We start from the raw sequence: 14,525 nt of genomic DNA, 5'->3' as shown, positions 1-14,525 counted from the left end.
TCCCCACTGCTCCCCGGACCCGTGCGGCGGAGGCCCCCAGCGTAGAAGAGAGCCTCGGGGAGCCCGTATGCGAGCCGGTGAGCGCTGTACGGGAGTATGCGGAAAGAGCGCTGATGGAGCCACCCCCGGTTTCGCCCTCGGCGCCGTACGGCCCCACGGCGCCCGCATGGATGGTAGATCCGATCGTGTCACTGGACGGGACAGGAAGGCCGGTGTCATGGGTCGACACCGCTCCGCGGAAGGCATGGGAGACACGGCGTGGGCGGGCAGCCTACGAACTGATGCGCGAGAACGAGCGCGACCAATTGCGGGCGGCCGGCGAAGGACGCCACCCCGAAAAGCCTTGGGGCGGATACCGCGAGGACGCCTCCACCGCACGCGTCAACGCACTCGTCAATCACCTGGCCAACCGCCTGAGCGTGCAGGAGCGTGAGCGACGGGGGTGGGTCCTCCCATGGAACCGGACAGCGCCACAACGGAGGCACGAGGACGAGTTGCCCGAGGGCGAATGCACGTGGGAACCAGCAGGCTGGAGGCGATGACTCGCTACTGCGCTATGCCAGTCCCGGGGAGGGTGGCGGTCGGTACTCTGAGGGGGCTCACGGGTAGGGATTGCGGGGAGGAAGAACGTGGCCGACGCTGTCGACGCCAACAGCGAGGAAGCGAGTGGGGGAGTTGACCCAGAATCAGCCGCGGCACTCCGTGAGGCGCCGGTCGCTTCGCATGCTGGCCACGCCGCCCAGGTTCCCTCGGACTTGCCTTCAGGAGCCGCTGAGCATGAGGGGAATGAGGGGCAGTCGGGTGCGGAGCCGACCAAGACCGGGAGGCGGTTCGTCCGCATCAAGCGGAAGCGGGGTCCCGTAGAACTGACCTTTCAGCCTGTAGAAAACGGTGTCGACTACCTCCTGAGCGTGACTGAGCACCTCGCGGACAAGCCGAGCCCTCGGAATCTCAAGTACGCCGTTCTCCATCTTCAGGCTGCTACCGAGGTTCTTCTGAAGGCGCGTCTACAGCTTGAGCACTGGGCGCTCGTCTTCGAGAAGCCTGAAAACGCCTCGCGTGAGAGGTTCGACAATGGAGACTTTCAGAGTTGCGGGACATCTGCTTCTCTGAAGCGTTTGCAAGGCATCGCGGGCCTGGAGCTGGGGATAGACGGCTCCGTTGACAAGGACTTGAAGAAACTTGCTGAGTGGCGCAACGCACTTCAGCACTACGGGCTGACGGTGCCGGCCCCGGCCGTGGAGAAGCTCGCAGCGAACGTCCTCGACTTCCTCTTGGTGTTCGTCCGGGACCAGCTCCGACCTGCTCTTAAGCCCCGAAAGCGGCGTGACCTGGACCGTCAGATGGAATCGGTCAGCGAAGGGCTCGCCGACATCAACAAGTTCCTAACTGCACGGTGGAACCGGTTGAGCGGAGAGCTGAAGCCGCTCCTCGACGAGACCGTGCGCTGTCCGCTTTGTATGCAGAACGCGCTTCTCGTGGATGGTGAGCCAGTCTGCCGATTCTGTCAGATGGTTTGGCGTGATGGGGGAGACGCGGCAGCCGCCTATGTCGAAAACGTGCAAGGCTACAGCATTTATGCGCACGTGAAAGACGGCGGCGATGAACTCGTCACCCCGTGCCCGGAGTGTCAAAACGAGGCACTCGTGGCCGACGTGGAGATGGCCTCTGGAAGGAATGTCGAATACTTCTGCTTCCAGTGCGGGACGCAGCACGGCCCCCTTGGTTCGTGCGACAGTTGCGGGAACCCTGTTGCAGAGAACGATGGCTTCTCGCTTTGTAGTTCATGTAGGGACGCAAAGATTGACCGGTTCTGATGCGGTGAGTGTGCAACCTTCAGCCGAGGCTGTGGGCCGTTAGAGCGAAGCGCTCCGCCCTGCGGTGCTCGTGGGGCGGAGCGCATGCGTGAGCTACAGGCGCCGTTCCTTGGTTCGGCTGATGCCAGGGCGGAACTTGCAGAGGCCCCGGAGTTGATTTGGGGTCTCTTCCTATGGCGATACCCAGGTCATTCAGATTTTTGCTCGTAGGCAAGGACGATGCGGCTGTCCTCCTTGAGGATGTCGTGCCCTGTGGGCAGGTCGTCGAGGAGCGTGTCTGCCGGGTGGATCGTCATGCGAGGCACGGCGGTACGGTCGGCGCTCCAGGTGGAGATGTGGGCGACCAGGCTGCGGGCCAGAACTGGCCCGTCGGGGCCATAACCGGCCGCCCCGAGCCGCGCGGGCCGCACGGGATCGGCGTTGTCGCGTTCGGCGATCAGGTAGGCGAGGGAGTCACCGGAGACGAGGGCGGGGCTGCGGCCGGGAATCGCGGGGCGTCGTACGCCGTCCTCCAGGGCCTGCCCGGTGACTTCGATGCGGCAGACAGTGTCGTCGGAGGCGGTGGCGCGTAGCCAGATCCCGTCGAACGTTTCCTGGCTGCCAACGCGGGCGTCCGACCACAGTTCGGTGAGCGGCGTGGAGAACACGTCACCGAGGAGATCGGGGTCAACGGGCTGGTCCCGGTCATCGTGGAGGCGGACGGTGCCGTTGGCCAGCTCGATGGTCCGCTCTCCTTCCTGGCCGATGATGGGAACGAATCCGCACAGCTCCATGTCGTCGGAGACGAGCGTGTTGCCGTGGCGGGTCAGCGCGACGGAGCGGGTCTGCCCGCGCCAGCGCAGCGGGAGCACGAGTCGGCCACCGTCGTCGAGCTGCTGCCACCAGGTGGCAGGTATGTCCCAGACGCCCACCGTCGCAACGATCCGGTCGTAAGGAGCGTGCTCGGGTGCTCCCTTCAGGCCGTCGCGTTCCATCACCCTGACGTGCTCGTAGCCCGCCCGGTTCAGCGCATCGCGGGCGTGCAGGGCGACATCGGAGTCGATGTCGATCGTGGTGACCTGCCCGTCTGGTCCGACGAGTTCGGAGAGGAGCGCGGCGTTGTAGCCGGTGCCAGCGCCGATCTCCAGGACGTGGTCACCGGGCTGCACGTCGAGCTGGGCGAGCATCATCGCGACGGTGGTCGGCACGGACGCGCAGGAGAGGGGGAGGGGTCCGTTGGGGTTCTCCTTGATCGAGACCGCCCTGTCCGCGTACGCGTCAGCTGGGTCGAGCCCCGGTAGGTGGAGTTCACGGCGGACGGTGCGCAAGGCCCGCTCGACCGCAGCCGGCAGCGGCCTCTCAGCAACGATCTGGTCGACGAGCTGGTTGCGTAGGTCGTCGACGGCGGGGGTGTTGTTCACAGAAATCTCTTTCAGTTGAGAAGGAGGCAGGTCTCCCACCCTGATGCAACAGGACGGGCGGGGTTGAGGGTGTGCAGTGTGAGCAAGATGCCGTCCGCCCCGGTGAGGAGTCCGGCGGCATCGGGTAGCACCTGCTGTGCCAGGTGGGTGGCAAAGCGGGACCGCAGGGACGGCAGAAGGCGGGAGAGCGCGCTCCCGGGAGTGGTATCGGCCGCGGCCCGGTCAACAACGAGACAGAGCCCCGCCCAGCCATGGCAGACCGTCGCGTCGGTGATACGCGCCAGTTGTTCGGAGTCGGCGGCACATGATGTGAGGACGTCTTCGGCGTGGCGCTGGGTACCCGTGCGGTTGCAGGCGAGCGCGGCGAGTTGAAGCGCGCGGGCGATACCGGGGGTGCCATAGCACCATGAGGGCCTGCCCGCGTGTGCCAGCGGTCGCGGTCCGCTAAGCCACCTGTCCAAGGTGACGGTTTCCGGCCAGGCGGTACCACCGCCGGGAGAGCGTTGCGCCCACTCCTCCAGCAGGCTGCAAGCGTGTTCCAAGGTTTCGCGCTGGCCTTGCACCGTGTGTCCTGCGCGGGCGCACAGGGCGAGGAGCGCGATGGGCCCGGCAACGCCGTGCGCCGTGCTGAAGTTGCCGTGCCCGTCCGGCCAGGCGGTATCGGGTTGGCCGGACGGGCTGTCCGCAGTCCACCAGCCCGGCACCTGTTCGCCGTGGACGGTGACGGGCTGCTGGAAGAGCTGCACCAAGTAGTGCAGGACGCCGTCGAGCAAGTCGGGGCGGGTCCCGCGGCGCAGGAGATACGCGCCGAGCCCGGTCAGACCGCCGATCAGGTCGTACTCCTGCATGCGCGGTGGCAGACCGGCATCCATGCGGCGGTGGGCGTCCGAGAGTCGCGCGGTCACGAGCGTGGCGAGCGCATCGTCCAGGCCGTCGAGCGCGGAACTGTAGGCGCGGTGGCCAGCTGTGTGCAGCGCGTAGGCCATGGCAGGTGCCCCGCGGTACAAGCTCGCGCTCGCGGGATGCGCGGCGGCTGGCTGCTCGGCCATGGTTCTCGCAGCGGTGTGCACGCCTTCCCACTTGCCGCTGTCCTGGGCGAGAACAGCTTGGTAGACGACGGTTCCGGCGAGTCCTCGGCCCAAGTCGTGTGTGAGGTCGTTCACTGGCTCGCCGCCCGTGCCCGGAAGGAGCGGCATGCCTGCCGGGCCGCATGTCGGCATGCCGCCTCGGATTCCCGGTCCGGACCCATCACCCGGTTGTGGTGCATGTGGAGCAGCGACTCCAGCACCGAATCAGTCTGCTCATCGGCGAGTTGGGTCCGGTAAACGCCCAGGGCCACGCGGCGCCGCTCGTACGCGTCGCCGAGCCGGTACGTCCAGCTAGGGTGTCGCGGCAGGGCGTCGGTGCGGGCGTGCTGGAGCGTCTGGCGGGTGATGTCGAGCAGACCCCTGCCGCGGGCGGGAGAGGTGGCCAGCCAGCGTGTGCCGTCTTCGTCGCCCATGAGCCCGAGGGCAATGTCGATCATGCTGAGTGCGCACAGGACTCGTCGGTCCACGCCCGCCAGGTCGGTGAGCGCGTACCGGGCGGTGTCGCTGTCGGCGACGAACACGTTCTCGGCGGCTTCCAGAACGGCCCCGGTACCGTAGCGGCCAAATTCGGGCCGGTAGCCGTCGAGAACGAGCCGGGAGGCGAGTGCGTCACCTTGCAGGTGCTCGACCCAGCGCGCGATGGCCTGCGTCACCGCGGCATGCCTGTCCGGGCCGTGCGCGGCGATCCGCACTCGCAGGTGATCCTCTTCCTGCGGGGTGCGGTAGCGGACGAACCAGTTGTCAGGGCCGCCGAGTTCATCGAGGAGACCGGGCAGGCGGCGGGTGAGGATCTGGTCCATGGCGGTCGGGTGGGTGAACAGTTTGGCCTGCACCCAGCGCTGCCGCCCGTCGCCGGGGTTCGGCAGCATCCGGTTGGTGACGACCGGGGCCGTCGTTACGTCGGGGTGGGGCAGGGGCGGCCGGGTGGAGGTGAGGGGCAGAGCGATCTCGTGCGTGTGCCCGATCCAGCCGAGTTCCCGCTCGTCTGGGGCTTCGAGTAGATCAGCGTCGCCGTGGCGCTGAAGGTGGGCATGCAGCAGCCGCGCGTGCAAGGGCTCGGCCAGGTCCAGCCGCAGGGTGCGGTCGTCGTCGCGCAGCTCCAGGAACTGCGGGCACTTCCATTTCTGTGCCCAGTCCGCCAGGGCTTCGTGCCAGGAGGGCCGGAAGGACCCGGTGGGCAGATCAGAGGCCGTGAGGTGCCAGCGAGCCGGGGACAGAATGGCCTTGCGGTAGCGGACACGGGGCAAATATGGCATCCCGGCCGCGAGCGGTCCCCAGTCGAATTGCGTCCACGCCGTCGCGAACCCCCGCCCGAGGAGCGCGAGGAACCGGGCCATCGGCGGAGCCTGCTTCTCCAGGGCGAGGGGATGAAGGACGACCGGCTCGACTACACGGCGCTGCGAAAGGCTGACCAGGTACAGACGCGTGCTGGTGGACAGTACGGCGAGATCGTCGAGCGGAATGAGGTTGGCGGCCGGGGCCCGGTGCTCGTCGACCGGGATGACATGCGGCAAGAAGGCGGGGGTGCGCGCCACGTTCTCGGCGTGCGGATAGACCGGCGTGAAGGAGAGTTGAGCTGACAGCGCTCCGTCGACCAGAGTGGGCAGTCCTTTGTACGCGTCGGCGAGGCCGCTGTTTCGGAGAGTGGCGGCGAACCGGCCCGTGAGGGTTCCAGTGCTCCAGGCGGGGCGGACGGACACCGCGAACTCGCCACGGTCCACGGCCTGAAGAGTCGGCGCGTACACCCGCACGCCCATCTCTACGTGAGGAGCGGTCGCTGTCTCGTCGAGGTTCGTGCTGGCGCACAGCTCGTCGAGATCCGCGTCCGTTAGTCGGATCTCCTGGACGCCGCTGACCGCTGCCTGCCACGCCCTGGCGATAAGCAGCTCGTCGCGGGGGAGGATCTTCGTGGGAGGTTCCTGCCACAAGGACGTCGGGAAATCGGCAGGCAGCCCGACCCCGGCGGCAAGGTCCGCGGCATCGCGAACGGGTACCAGGCTGCCGGCGCCGTACCGTTCCCAGAAAAGGGCGTGGTAGGCGGCCCACACAGGTTTTTCGCCCAGGTTCCGGGTCAAGCGCAGCAGCGCACTGGCGGCGCGCTCGGCCTCCTCTAGGACCGGACCGGGAATGCGTACGGTGGCGTCGAAACGCAGGTCCACGCTGAGCCGCACTCGGCCTTGATCGGTGATGCCGCTCATGCGCTTCTCGGCCGTAGCCCGAAGTTCCTGCGCCGCTGCCTGGCTATCGGCCTCATCGTGTTCGATGAGGAGCCGGTGCACGTCGACCAGCTCGTCGAGACAGCCGACGGTTCCGGAATCCAGTTGGGCCGTGAGAGGCAGGAGGGTGCTCAGGATGTGGCCGAGGGGATCATGCTCGGTCATGGGAGCTGCCAGGCCACTGGTAAGAATGCCCGCCTCCAATGCGCCGGTGAGAAGCCGTGAAGCCTGCTCCGTGGTGGCACCCAGCGTGACGAGCCGGTCAGTGACCTCCTGGCATGGAATGGGGAGGGCGGCCATCTCAAGAATCGCAGCGAGCGGCCGGGTTACGCGGACGCTCGCGGTACGGCCTCCGGGAAGCGGCCTCTCCAGCATGTCACCGCGCTGCACGGTCAAGTCACTGGCCTGAAGGGTCAGATGGGGCAGAACGTCGTGGCGGCACTGGAGGTTCCGGCGAACGTGGTCGAGCCACAGGGTGTCTGGGCGGGCGACGGGGCGGTGCTCGGTACCGATCCGCACGAGGGCAGGGCCGCACTCCGCACCGACCACTCCGGCGAACAGACCGAAAGGCGTGGGGCGTCCAGCAGCTCGCAAGAGATAGCGGGCGGTCGCCATTGTCGCCTTGCGCACCCGCTTGGGTGAGACGTCGTGGTCGTCGAGGGCCTGGGCGACGGTAGCGGCGAGCTGCGGAGAGGCGACGCATACCGCCTCGGCGAAGGCGGGATCGGCCCAGATACCGCTCAGCCACCGGAGACAGTCGACAGGGTCGTCCACCGATGGCCATCGGGTGTGCTGGGCATTCAGAGGGAGCACAGCGGCCCGCAGGAGGAGCACGCTGCCGCGCTGGAGAAGACTGGTCCGCGTCATCGTTGGTCCTGTTCTGCTGGCCCTGTGCCGGGCCGGGGACGTGCCCAGCCCGGCACAGGCTTCGGCGTGGAGGTCAGCTGATGCAGGAGGAAGCGCAGGAGGACTTGCACCCGTCGCTTGTGTCGCAGTTGCTGACCACCGGCCGCGGCGAGTCGGTGATGGAGATGTCGAGCTGCCACTCGTCGTCAGGGATCGGCGTCGTCTCGGTCGTCGGGATGGCCATCCCAGTACCTCCGAAAAGTTGATCGGTACCGTCCGCGCTACGCGGACGTGGGGAGCGCGGGACCCCCGCATTCGGCTGCCACTTGGGCTGTGCAGCCGAATGCGCGGACACCGCGGGCTGACTGTTCGCCGTGCGCCGTACCGCGCTCACATTCCGGGTGCCAAGGCGAAGCGCTCCGGCATGACGTGGACAAACGCCTGCGGGGCTGCGGCCCGTAGGCGCTGGTGCAAAAGTCCACCGCGTGCGGCCGGCACCGACACGGGTACGACAAACTCGGCCCAGACCTTCTTGCCGTGGCACGTCGGCTCCCAGCCGTGCCGTGCGGAAAGGAACTCCACGAGGACCAGCCCGCGCCCCCCTTCGTCGTCCTCCGTGGTGATTTGACGACTGGGCGGCTCGGGACTGGTGTCGTGGACGACCAGGAGCAGCCGGTCTTCATCGAAGTAGAGACCGATGGTGATGAAGCCCCCAGCGTGGACAACGGCGTTCGTGATCAGCTCCGAGGCGACGAGCTTCACCGCGTTCAGGATCTCCTCGCCGGGCTGTACTCCCCACGCCTGAATCTGCGTCATGACACGGTCTCTTGCGAAGGCGACTGCGGACGGGTCACCGCTTACGGCGATCCGGGCTCGGCGGGTCATGAGGACGGCTCCTCTGCGGTCGGACTTGTCGGCTCCGTCCCGGACGGGGATCAGGGACGGGCCACAGATCTGATAACCGCCGTGCGTGGAACGTCTGTTGCTGTGGCCGCACGACGGCTGACACACAGTCAACGCCGGTCATGCGCATGGGATCATCAACTGATGCGGCACTCGCATAGGGATATGCGCTAGGCGGGTACGGGTTCGTGGCACCGTTGGTTGAGGCTCGTAGCGTGGGGGGGAAGCCGATGAACTTGCAGTCACCGGTGATCAGAGACGCATCTCGCGGGGGCGATTACGGAAGGGTTATCGAGCTGGCCCGCAAGGAAGCTCGCATGACACAGAAGCAGGTGGGCGAGGCGTGCGGTCTCTCGCAGTCAGCCGTGTCCCGCCTGGAGAAGCGCGGGACCGGTTCCTACAGCACGGACACCCTGGCTTCGGTAGCCGCCCACTTGGGCATCCCCGCTCGGATGGTCGGACTGGCCGAGCAAAGCACGGTGCGGAACGGGATTGAGCAAGTGGAGCGACGCGAATTTCTAGGTGGCGTGGCAGCAGTGGCGGCCAGCCCGATATTGGGTGCTTCCCCGGACGTGGACGCTACGGGAAACCAGGCGGCAGCCCTCCGGCTGAACACCGCGACGTATCGCAGACTCGATAGCTCGACACCGTCGCGCGATCTCGCTGAGGCTGTCCATGCACATATCCGCCTGATTCAGAGCGTGACGCGGGACGCTGTGGGAGACGGGCAGCGGCCGCGATTGGCTGCCGTCGGCAGTGAGGCAGCGAGCTTGGCAGCATGGTTGGCGTGGGACATGGGCGATCACGGGTCAGCGCGATCTTGGTACGGCTCGGCGATCCGGGCGGCACGCTCCGCACATGATCCGCTGCTTGCGGCATACCAGGCTGGCAGCCTCGCGCAGTTCGAGGCGCACGCCGGGAATGGCGCGCAGGCGCTCAACCTCGCGCGGAGTGCGCGGCGGTACCTGGGCGAGCAACGCCCGGCAGTGGCCGATGCATGGTTGTGCTCTGTCGATGCGCTCGCTCATGCAGCGAATGGCGACCGGCGCGCCGCTGACCGCTCACTGACGCGAAGCAGGGCCCTGACCGAGAAGATCGCGTTTGAGGAGCCGCCTCCGTGGCCGTGGGTCTTCCATTTCGACGTGAACAAGGTGGCTGCGTGCCGCGTTACCTGCGGCGCCCGCCTTGGCCTCGCGGAATGGGTCCTCAGCGATGATGTCGAGGCACTGGCCTCCGGACACGCGAAACAGCGGGCGCTGGTCGTCTTGGACCTGGCAGTCGGCCATCTCGCGGCCGGGAGAATCGAGGCGGCATTCGCCCTGGCATCCAGGGCACTGGATACAGGGCTCCAGTACCGTTCTGGCCGGATCGTAGAGCGCTCACGTGCGGTGCGTCGGTCTCTGTCGTTGACGTCACCGCCCAAGGTGGTGCGTGACTTCGATGAACGCCTTCACGGCGTCTACCTGTAGGAGGAAGCGTCCATGCGCGTCGGGATCACCGGGCACCGAGGGCTGAGCCCGGAAGTCGAGCAGCAGGTTCGACAGCTTCTCGAAGAGGCCATTCGCGAGCTTGATGCCACTGAGCTGGTCGGGATCTCGTGCATTGCGGACGGCCCAGATGCTTGGTTCGCCAACGCAGTACTCAAGCACGGCGGGAACCTAGAAGTCGTTGTTCCTGCGGAGCAGTACCGCGAGAGTCTCCCTGAGAACCACTGGCCGGTCTATGACGAGCTGATGCGTCACGCGGCTGAGGTGCACCACACCGGCATGACTACCTCCGACTCTCAGGCACACATGGCGGGCAGCGAGATCCTGGTCGGCCTGGCTGACGAGCTGTTCGCTGTGTGGGACGGAAAACCTGCGTGGGGATACGGCGGCACTGCGGATGTGGTCTCGTATGCCCAGCGAAACGGCGTCCCGGTGCGTGTCTTGTGGCCGGAGGGCGCCACGCGCGAGTAGTAAGGAGCACTGGTGCCAGGCACCACAACCGCCGATTCCGGCCCCCACAAGGCGGATGAGCCGGCTCGCCTCACCGCGTTGAGTGGGGTTTGGGGGTAGGCGAGCTGGTTGTCTCCGGGCTGGACATGCCGCGCTCTAGCACGCGTCAGGCGCGACCTCTCCACCACGTCGTACCGCCTCTAGCACGAGTGCCGGCTTCACCGACCATGCACATTGTGACTGTGCGGCCCTCTTTCGACTATTGCAGGCAGGCCCTACGATGACCACCTTGGGGACGCGCGCGATCACTCTGTGTCACTGAATGGGGGGCCATGCTGCACATCAATAAGGACTCTCCGCTACTTAGTCAATGATTTCACTGTGTAATCCGAAATCTGTGATTTTTGCGGCGATGAATTGGAGGGAAGAGTGGCAGTAGAGGGGTCTGCCCAGGGGGAAATCCCGCCGACTCTCAGCGCACTTCCAAGTATGCAAGGAGAAGATACCGGCATACAGACATTTTCGAGGTATCGTTGGCAGGCTAAGCAAGCCGTACGCCATTGGCTGACTTGCATTGGCTCCGAAGAGGGGGCTGTGGAAGTGGTGTGCGAACGTTTAGAAGACATTGCCATTGTCTATCCTAACTTGGTGCGCTTCGCCCAATTGAAAACGCGCGACCGAGGTTCTTGGAGTGCCAAATCGACTTGCGATAAAGGGCATGGCATAGATTCCCTGATTCGCACATATAAGGCCGCTTGTCAGATAAATGTTCAGAATGTCTCATTCTTTGAACTTTGGCTAGAGGGTCCAATGTCGGGGACCAGGGAAACGGCAGATTTTTTTGGTGACCCCAAATCGGCAAGTGCTGAAATTCGGAAAAAGATAGTGGCTCTCGGGCTCCCCAAAAATGACTTGGACCATTTCCTTAGTCGGCTTAGCGTCAAAGTGCAGCAGCCTTCGCGCGCTCACATGGACGCGGTGGTGCTTAGGGAGATGTCCGTCATATGGCCAACCTGCTCGATGAGCGAGCTCGAAGAAGTCTATGTGCGGCTGTTGGAGGCTGCGGCTGCCGCGCAGGCCGGGGAGAGCCCGATGGGAGCGGTTCACCGGTATGTCGCACAGGCCCTCAACAATCGTGAGCAAGCGAGTGGCGAAACACAAGCACCGCCTGACTTCAGCGTTCACGTCTTGACAGTGGACACCTTGCGCGCTCTTACCCCGCCATCTCCTAGTGAGTCTGACAAGAAGCTTCTTGAGCGCATGGCAGCTGGCAGCATTACGTCAATGCTTGAACTCAAGTTGCGCAGGGCCGGAGCTACAGAGGACACCTTGCGCCAAGCCAAGGAGATGCGTGCTGAAGCAGAAATAGACAGGCAACTGGTTCTAGCCAGTCGATCTAATTCCGAGCATCAGTTCGAGAAGCTTGGTAAGAGGGTTCTAACCGTAGCTAACGCTATGGCGAAGAAGGCGAACTTGAGTGGTGCGAGTAACCCCGTCGCGGCGACGCGCCCGGCTGAGTTTGTGACGGCTGAGATGCTGAGCGACCCCTCTATACTGGGCCAGTTAGACCGTGATGACCTGTTTGATTCTGACGGGCTGCGTGTTTATGGGTTCCTCTGTCACCTGTCGGATCAATGCTTGTTCGCGTGGAGGGTGATATGACTTCCGCGGCCCCTACATCCAGGCGTATCGACAGGAACAGATTTCGATCATCGCCTGAAGCTGAGGCACGACTACTGCTTCTGATTGATGGGTTCAGCCACAAGAGGGGTGGCGGAACTCGTTGCCTTGAGGGCCGGGTGAAGCTAGCGAAGTTGGACTTTCTACTGCGGTATCCGCGGCATCTGAGTCGCGTGCTTGAGCACGTAGGAGTTAACCTCACGGCGGGCGCAATGGACGGCGATGAGTCACCCCTGGATGCTCGCATGATGCGTTACCGATACGGACCTTGGGATCCTTCCTACTACGCCGTTCTCGGTTCCCTGATCGGCCGCGGATTAGTGCGGGTAGAAGCACTCCCCAGCACCACAGGACTGGGCTACGGGACCACGCAAGTCGGAGCAGAGCTGGCCAAACGCCTACGCGAAGACGAGAGTTTCCAAGTGATTGCGAATCGAGTTAGCATCCTTCGCAAATATCTCGACAAGAGTGGCTCTACTCTTAAGGACTACCTCTACAACCTCCCCGAAGTGGCCGACGCCACATGGCACGAGGAGCTTGCGTGACTCTGCATACTTTGGAAGGCGTATCAGCGGATAGGGCCTACGAGCTGTTGGTTCGCCGGGTTGAGCTCGTGGGTGGTGGCCGCGCTGTTTCTTTCAAGCATGGCCTCAATGTGGTTCATGGCAATATCATGACGGGTAAAACAACGTTTGTGCGCTTGCTGCGTGCACTACTAGGAGCGGTCCCGTCCGCGTTGCCGGCGGAAACCGAGCATGTAACTGATATACGTGCGGTCTTAGGCCTGGCCGGTCGTGACTGGGTTGTTAATCGGCCTCTTGTCACGACTCGAACCGCTCCAGTGGATATCGCTGAGGCGAGCAAGTCTGACGATAGGGAACCGCTAGCATTCAGGCTGCCAGCGTTGGGCGCCAAGGCCTCTTACTCACGTTTCCTGATGGATCAGCTCGGCATACCTGCAGTCGAAGTTCCACAAGCGCGCTCGAAGCCGACCGAAGGACTCACACCTGTAACGATGACCGATTGGCTTGGATATTGCGTCGTCACTGGCGATGAGATCGATGCACAGGTCTTTGGCCACCAGCACCCCTTCCGCGATCAAAAGCGACGTTGGGTATTTGAACTTGCGTATGGCCTCTACGATTCGCAGGTTGCCCGCTGGGTGGCACAGCTCAAGAGTGTCACGAACCAAATAAATGCTCTAGACCGCGACGAGGAACTGCAAGGAAAATTCCTTGCAGGCACCCCCTTTTCGAGTCGCGACGGTCTACTCCGACGGGAGGCAGAGCTTGATGAGATGCTGACGGGAGAGGCATCACAAGCCCGCGATATCGCACGTCGGTCTGTCACGGAGCTCGATGTGGGGAGGATTCGTGCGGAGCTGCTTGAAGAGCGGGCGCGTGCGCGAGAATTAAGCGAGGAAATTCGGCGCCACCAAGGTCAACTCACAGACCTAGTGGATTTGCTTCAGCAGCTGAAAAGCCAATTTTCTCGACTGACCCGCGCGGTTGTTTCGGATGAGTGGTTGGTCGACTTCGACTTCGTCGTCTGCCCCAGGTGTGGTAACGATGTGTCCCCCACGCGCTCAAAGGATCACAGTTGTTACCTGTGCTTGCAGCCCCCGCGACCGGCGGTTTCACGTGACTCTTTCTTGGCTGAGCAGGACCGGATTTCTGGACAGATCCAAGAGACCGAGTCAGTTATCGCTCTGCGACAGCAAAGCCTCGAATCGTTGGAAGCCGAACGCGTCGCTGTCTCTCGCAGAGAACAGGAATTGTCAGAGCGACTCAACGCCAGCACAGAAGCATTTGTTTCCGACAGCGCTGTTGAGATGCAAGAGGCGGCTGGACGACGCGCTTATCTGCTCTCTGAGAAGGCGAAGATGGCCGACTACGTTATGCTGCTTGATCGATTCGAGCAGACTGTCTCATCGCGGCAAGAGCTTGAAGAAAAGAAGGCCGAGATCGAGACGGCGATTGAAGGGCGAGAGTTCTCGGCCTCCGACGCTGAGGAAAATATTCGCGCGCTCGAAGGCAAGATGCTGGAGTACCTGCTACGGCTAAACGTTCCGCGGTTCGAAGATGATCTAACGGTCCGTATCAATAGGAAGACGTATCTTCCCGAGATCAGCGGTCGTACTTTTGATGAGCTTTCTAGTCAGGGCCTGAAGACCTTGGTGAACGTCGCCCATTCGCTTTCTCATCACACTGTCGCGATTGATCGGGGACTCCCACTTCCTGGCTTTTTGGTTCTTGACGGTCTTTCGGCCAATGCTGGACGTCGTGGCTTCGACGAGGAGCGCATCCACGACATGTATCGATTGCTGATTGACGAGGCGCAAGAGTATTCGGAACGATTGCAGATCGTGGCCGTTGATAATGATCCGCCCGCCGAGTTCGATGAGGAACTGCAAGGGCACTACGTGCTGTATCTCACGCAGGACGACAAATTGATTCGCTTTTAGGGCAGCGGAATCGGATGCCTGGCGTAATCGTTGAGGCGTCGATGAAACGGTGTTCATCGCCGTGTACGCGGGTCCGCGGACCGTCGAGATCTGCGGACCTGCCCGTTACCGCCTGGTGTAAGGCCAAGGATTTCGCGTCCCCAGATGTAGCGCCTCTGGAGGGCCCTCAGCCGG

At 63.9% G+C, this 14,525-nt stretch carries 10 protein-coding genes; 5 read left to right on the top strand and 5 right to left on the bottom strand.

Translation table 11 applies throughout. From position 1 onward, the window contains the following. Nucleotides 1-629 precede the first annotated feature (629 nt). Entirely contained in the window at nucleotides 630-1,817 is a 1,188-nt protein-coding gene (locus tag ACFV6X_RS01765; RefSeq protein WP_385376075.1) for a hypothetical protein, read from the top strand. Nucleotides 1,818-2,005: 188 nt separating this feature from the next. Here ACFV6X_RS01765 and fxlM read toward each other — a convergent pair whose 3' ends face one another. The 5 genes from fxlM to ACFV6X_RS01740 all read right to left on the bottom strand — a co-directional run bounded on the left by fxlM (nucleotide 2,006) and on the right by ACFV6X_RS01740 (nucleotide 8,252). Beyond that, nucleotides 2,006-3,217 carry a methyltransferase, FxLD system gene (gene fxlM / locus ACFV6X_RS01760; RefSeq protein WP_385376072.1) on the bottom strand — a complete coding sequence of 404 codons (1,212 nt, stop codon included), beginning with the start codon at nucleotides 3,215-3,217 and terminating at the stop codon, nucleotides 2,006-2,008. An 11-nt stretch (nucleotides 3,218-3,228) separates the two neighbouring features. Further along, nucleotides 3,229-4,380: a lanthionine synthetase C family protein gene (locus ACFV6X_RS01755; RefSeq protein ID WP_385376069.1), complete on the bottom strand. Its 1,152-nt coding sequence runs from the start codon at nucleotides 4,378-4,380 to the stop codon at nucleotides 3,229-3,231. Next, nucleotides 4,377-7,388: a lantibiotic dehydratase gene (locus tag ACFV6X_RS01750; RefSeq protein ID WP_385376066.1), complete on the bottom strand. Its 3,012-nt coding sequence runs from the start codon at nucleotides 7,386-7,388 to the stop codon at nucleotides 4,377-4,379. Before ACFV6X_RS01750 ends, ACFV6X_RS01755 begins: the two co-directional genes overlap by 4 nt. Nucleotides 7,389-7,461: 73 nt before the next feature. After that, nucleotides 7,462-7,611 (bottom strand): FxLD family lanthipeptide, encoded by a 150-nt coding sequence (gene fxlA, locus ACFV6X_RS01745; protein ID WP_327326638.1) that lies wholly within the window; start codon nucleotides 7,609-7,611, stop codon nucleotides 7,462-7,464. A 146-nt stretch (nucleotides 7,612-7,757) separates the two neighbouring features. Next, nucleotides 7,758-8,252, bottom strand: a complete 495-nt coding sequence (locus ACFV6X_RS01740; RefSeq protein ID WP_385376062.1) for an ATP-binding protein — start codon at nucleotides 8,250-8,252, stop codon at nucleotides 7,758-7,760. 248 nt (nucleotides 8,253-8,500) lie between these two features. Between ACFV6X_RS01740 and ACFV6X_RS01735 the strand changes: the two genes are divergently transcribed. The 4 genes from ACFV6X_RS01735 to ACFV6X_RS01720 all read left to right on the top strand — a co-directional run bounded on the left by ACFV6X_RS01735 (nucleotide 8,501) and on the right by ACFV6X_RS01720 (nucleotide 14,351). Next, on the top strand, nucleotides 8,501-9,739 hold the full coding sequence (locus tag ACFV6X_RS01735; RefSeq protein ID WP_385376059.1) for a helix-turn-helix domain-containing protein: 1,239 nt from the start codon (nucleotides 8,501-8,503) through the stop codon (nucleotides 9,737-9,739). Nucleotides 9,740-9,751: 12 nt separating this feature from the next. Then, on the top strand, nucleotides 9,752-10,228 hold the full coding sequence (locus ACFV6X_RS01730; protein ID WP_385376056.1) for a hypothetical protein: 477 nt from the start codon (nucleotides 9,752-9,754) through the stop codon (nucleotides 10,226-10,228). Between the two features lie 468 nt (nucleotides 10,229-10,696). Further along, complete coding sequence (locus ACFV6X_RS01725; protein ID WP_385376053.1) at nucleotides 10,697-11,869, top strand: dsDNA nuclease domain-containing protein; 1,173 nt, start codon at nucleotides 10,697-10,699, stop codon at nucleotides 11,867-11,869. 559 nt (nucleotides 11,870-12,428) lie between these two features. After that, complete coding sequence (locus tag ACFV6X_RS01720; RefSeq protein ID WP_385376050.1) at nucleotides 12,429-14,351, top strand: hypothetical protein; 1,923 nt, start codon at nucleotides 12,429-12,431, stop codon at nucleotides 14,349-14,351. The last annotated feature ends 174 nt before the right edge of the window (nucleotides 14,352-14,525 follow it).

The sequence above is a fragment of the Streptomyces sp. NPDC059861 genome, assembly GCF_042731435.1.
GTDB lineage: Bacteria > Actinomycetota > Actinomycetes > Streptomycetales > Streptomycetaceae > Streptomyces.
The sequence above is the reverse complement of the archived record's forward strand: the minus strand, read 5'-3'. Positions and strand labels throughout refer to the sequence as shown.

Bases quoted from the DNA above. Each gene is read 5' to 3' on its own strand.
- ACFV6X_RS01730 (WP_385376056.1), top strand. From the start codon at position 9,752: ATGCGCGTCGGGATCACCGGGCACCGAGGGCTGAGCCCGGAAGTCGAG.
- ACFV6X_RS01735 (WP_385376059.1), top strand. From the start codon at position 8,501: ATGAACTTGCAGTCACCGGTGATCAGAGACGCATCTCGCGGGGGCGAT.
- ACFV6X_RS01750 (WP_385376066.1), bottom strand. From the start codon at position 7,388: ATGACGCGGACCAGTCTTCTCCAGCGCGGCAGCGTGCTCCTCCTGCGG.
- fxlA (WP_327326638.1), bottom strand. From the start codon at position 7,611: ATGGCCATCCCGACGACCGAGACGACGCCGATCCCTGACGACGAGTGG.
- ACFV6X_RS01725 (WP_385376053.1), top strand. From the start codon at position 10,697: ATGCAAGGAGAAGATACCGGCATACAGACATTTTCGAGGTATCGTTGG.
- ACFV6X_RS01740 (WP_385376062.1), bottom strand. From the start codon at position 8,252: ATGACCCGCCGAGCCCGGATCGCCGTAAGCGGTGACCCGTCCGCAGTC.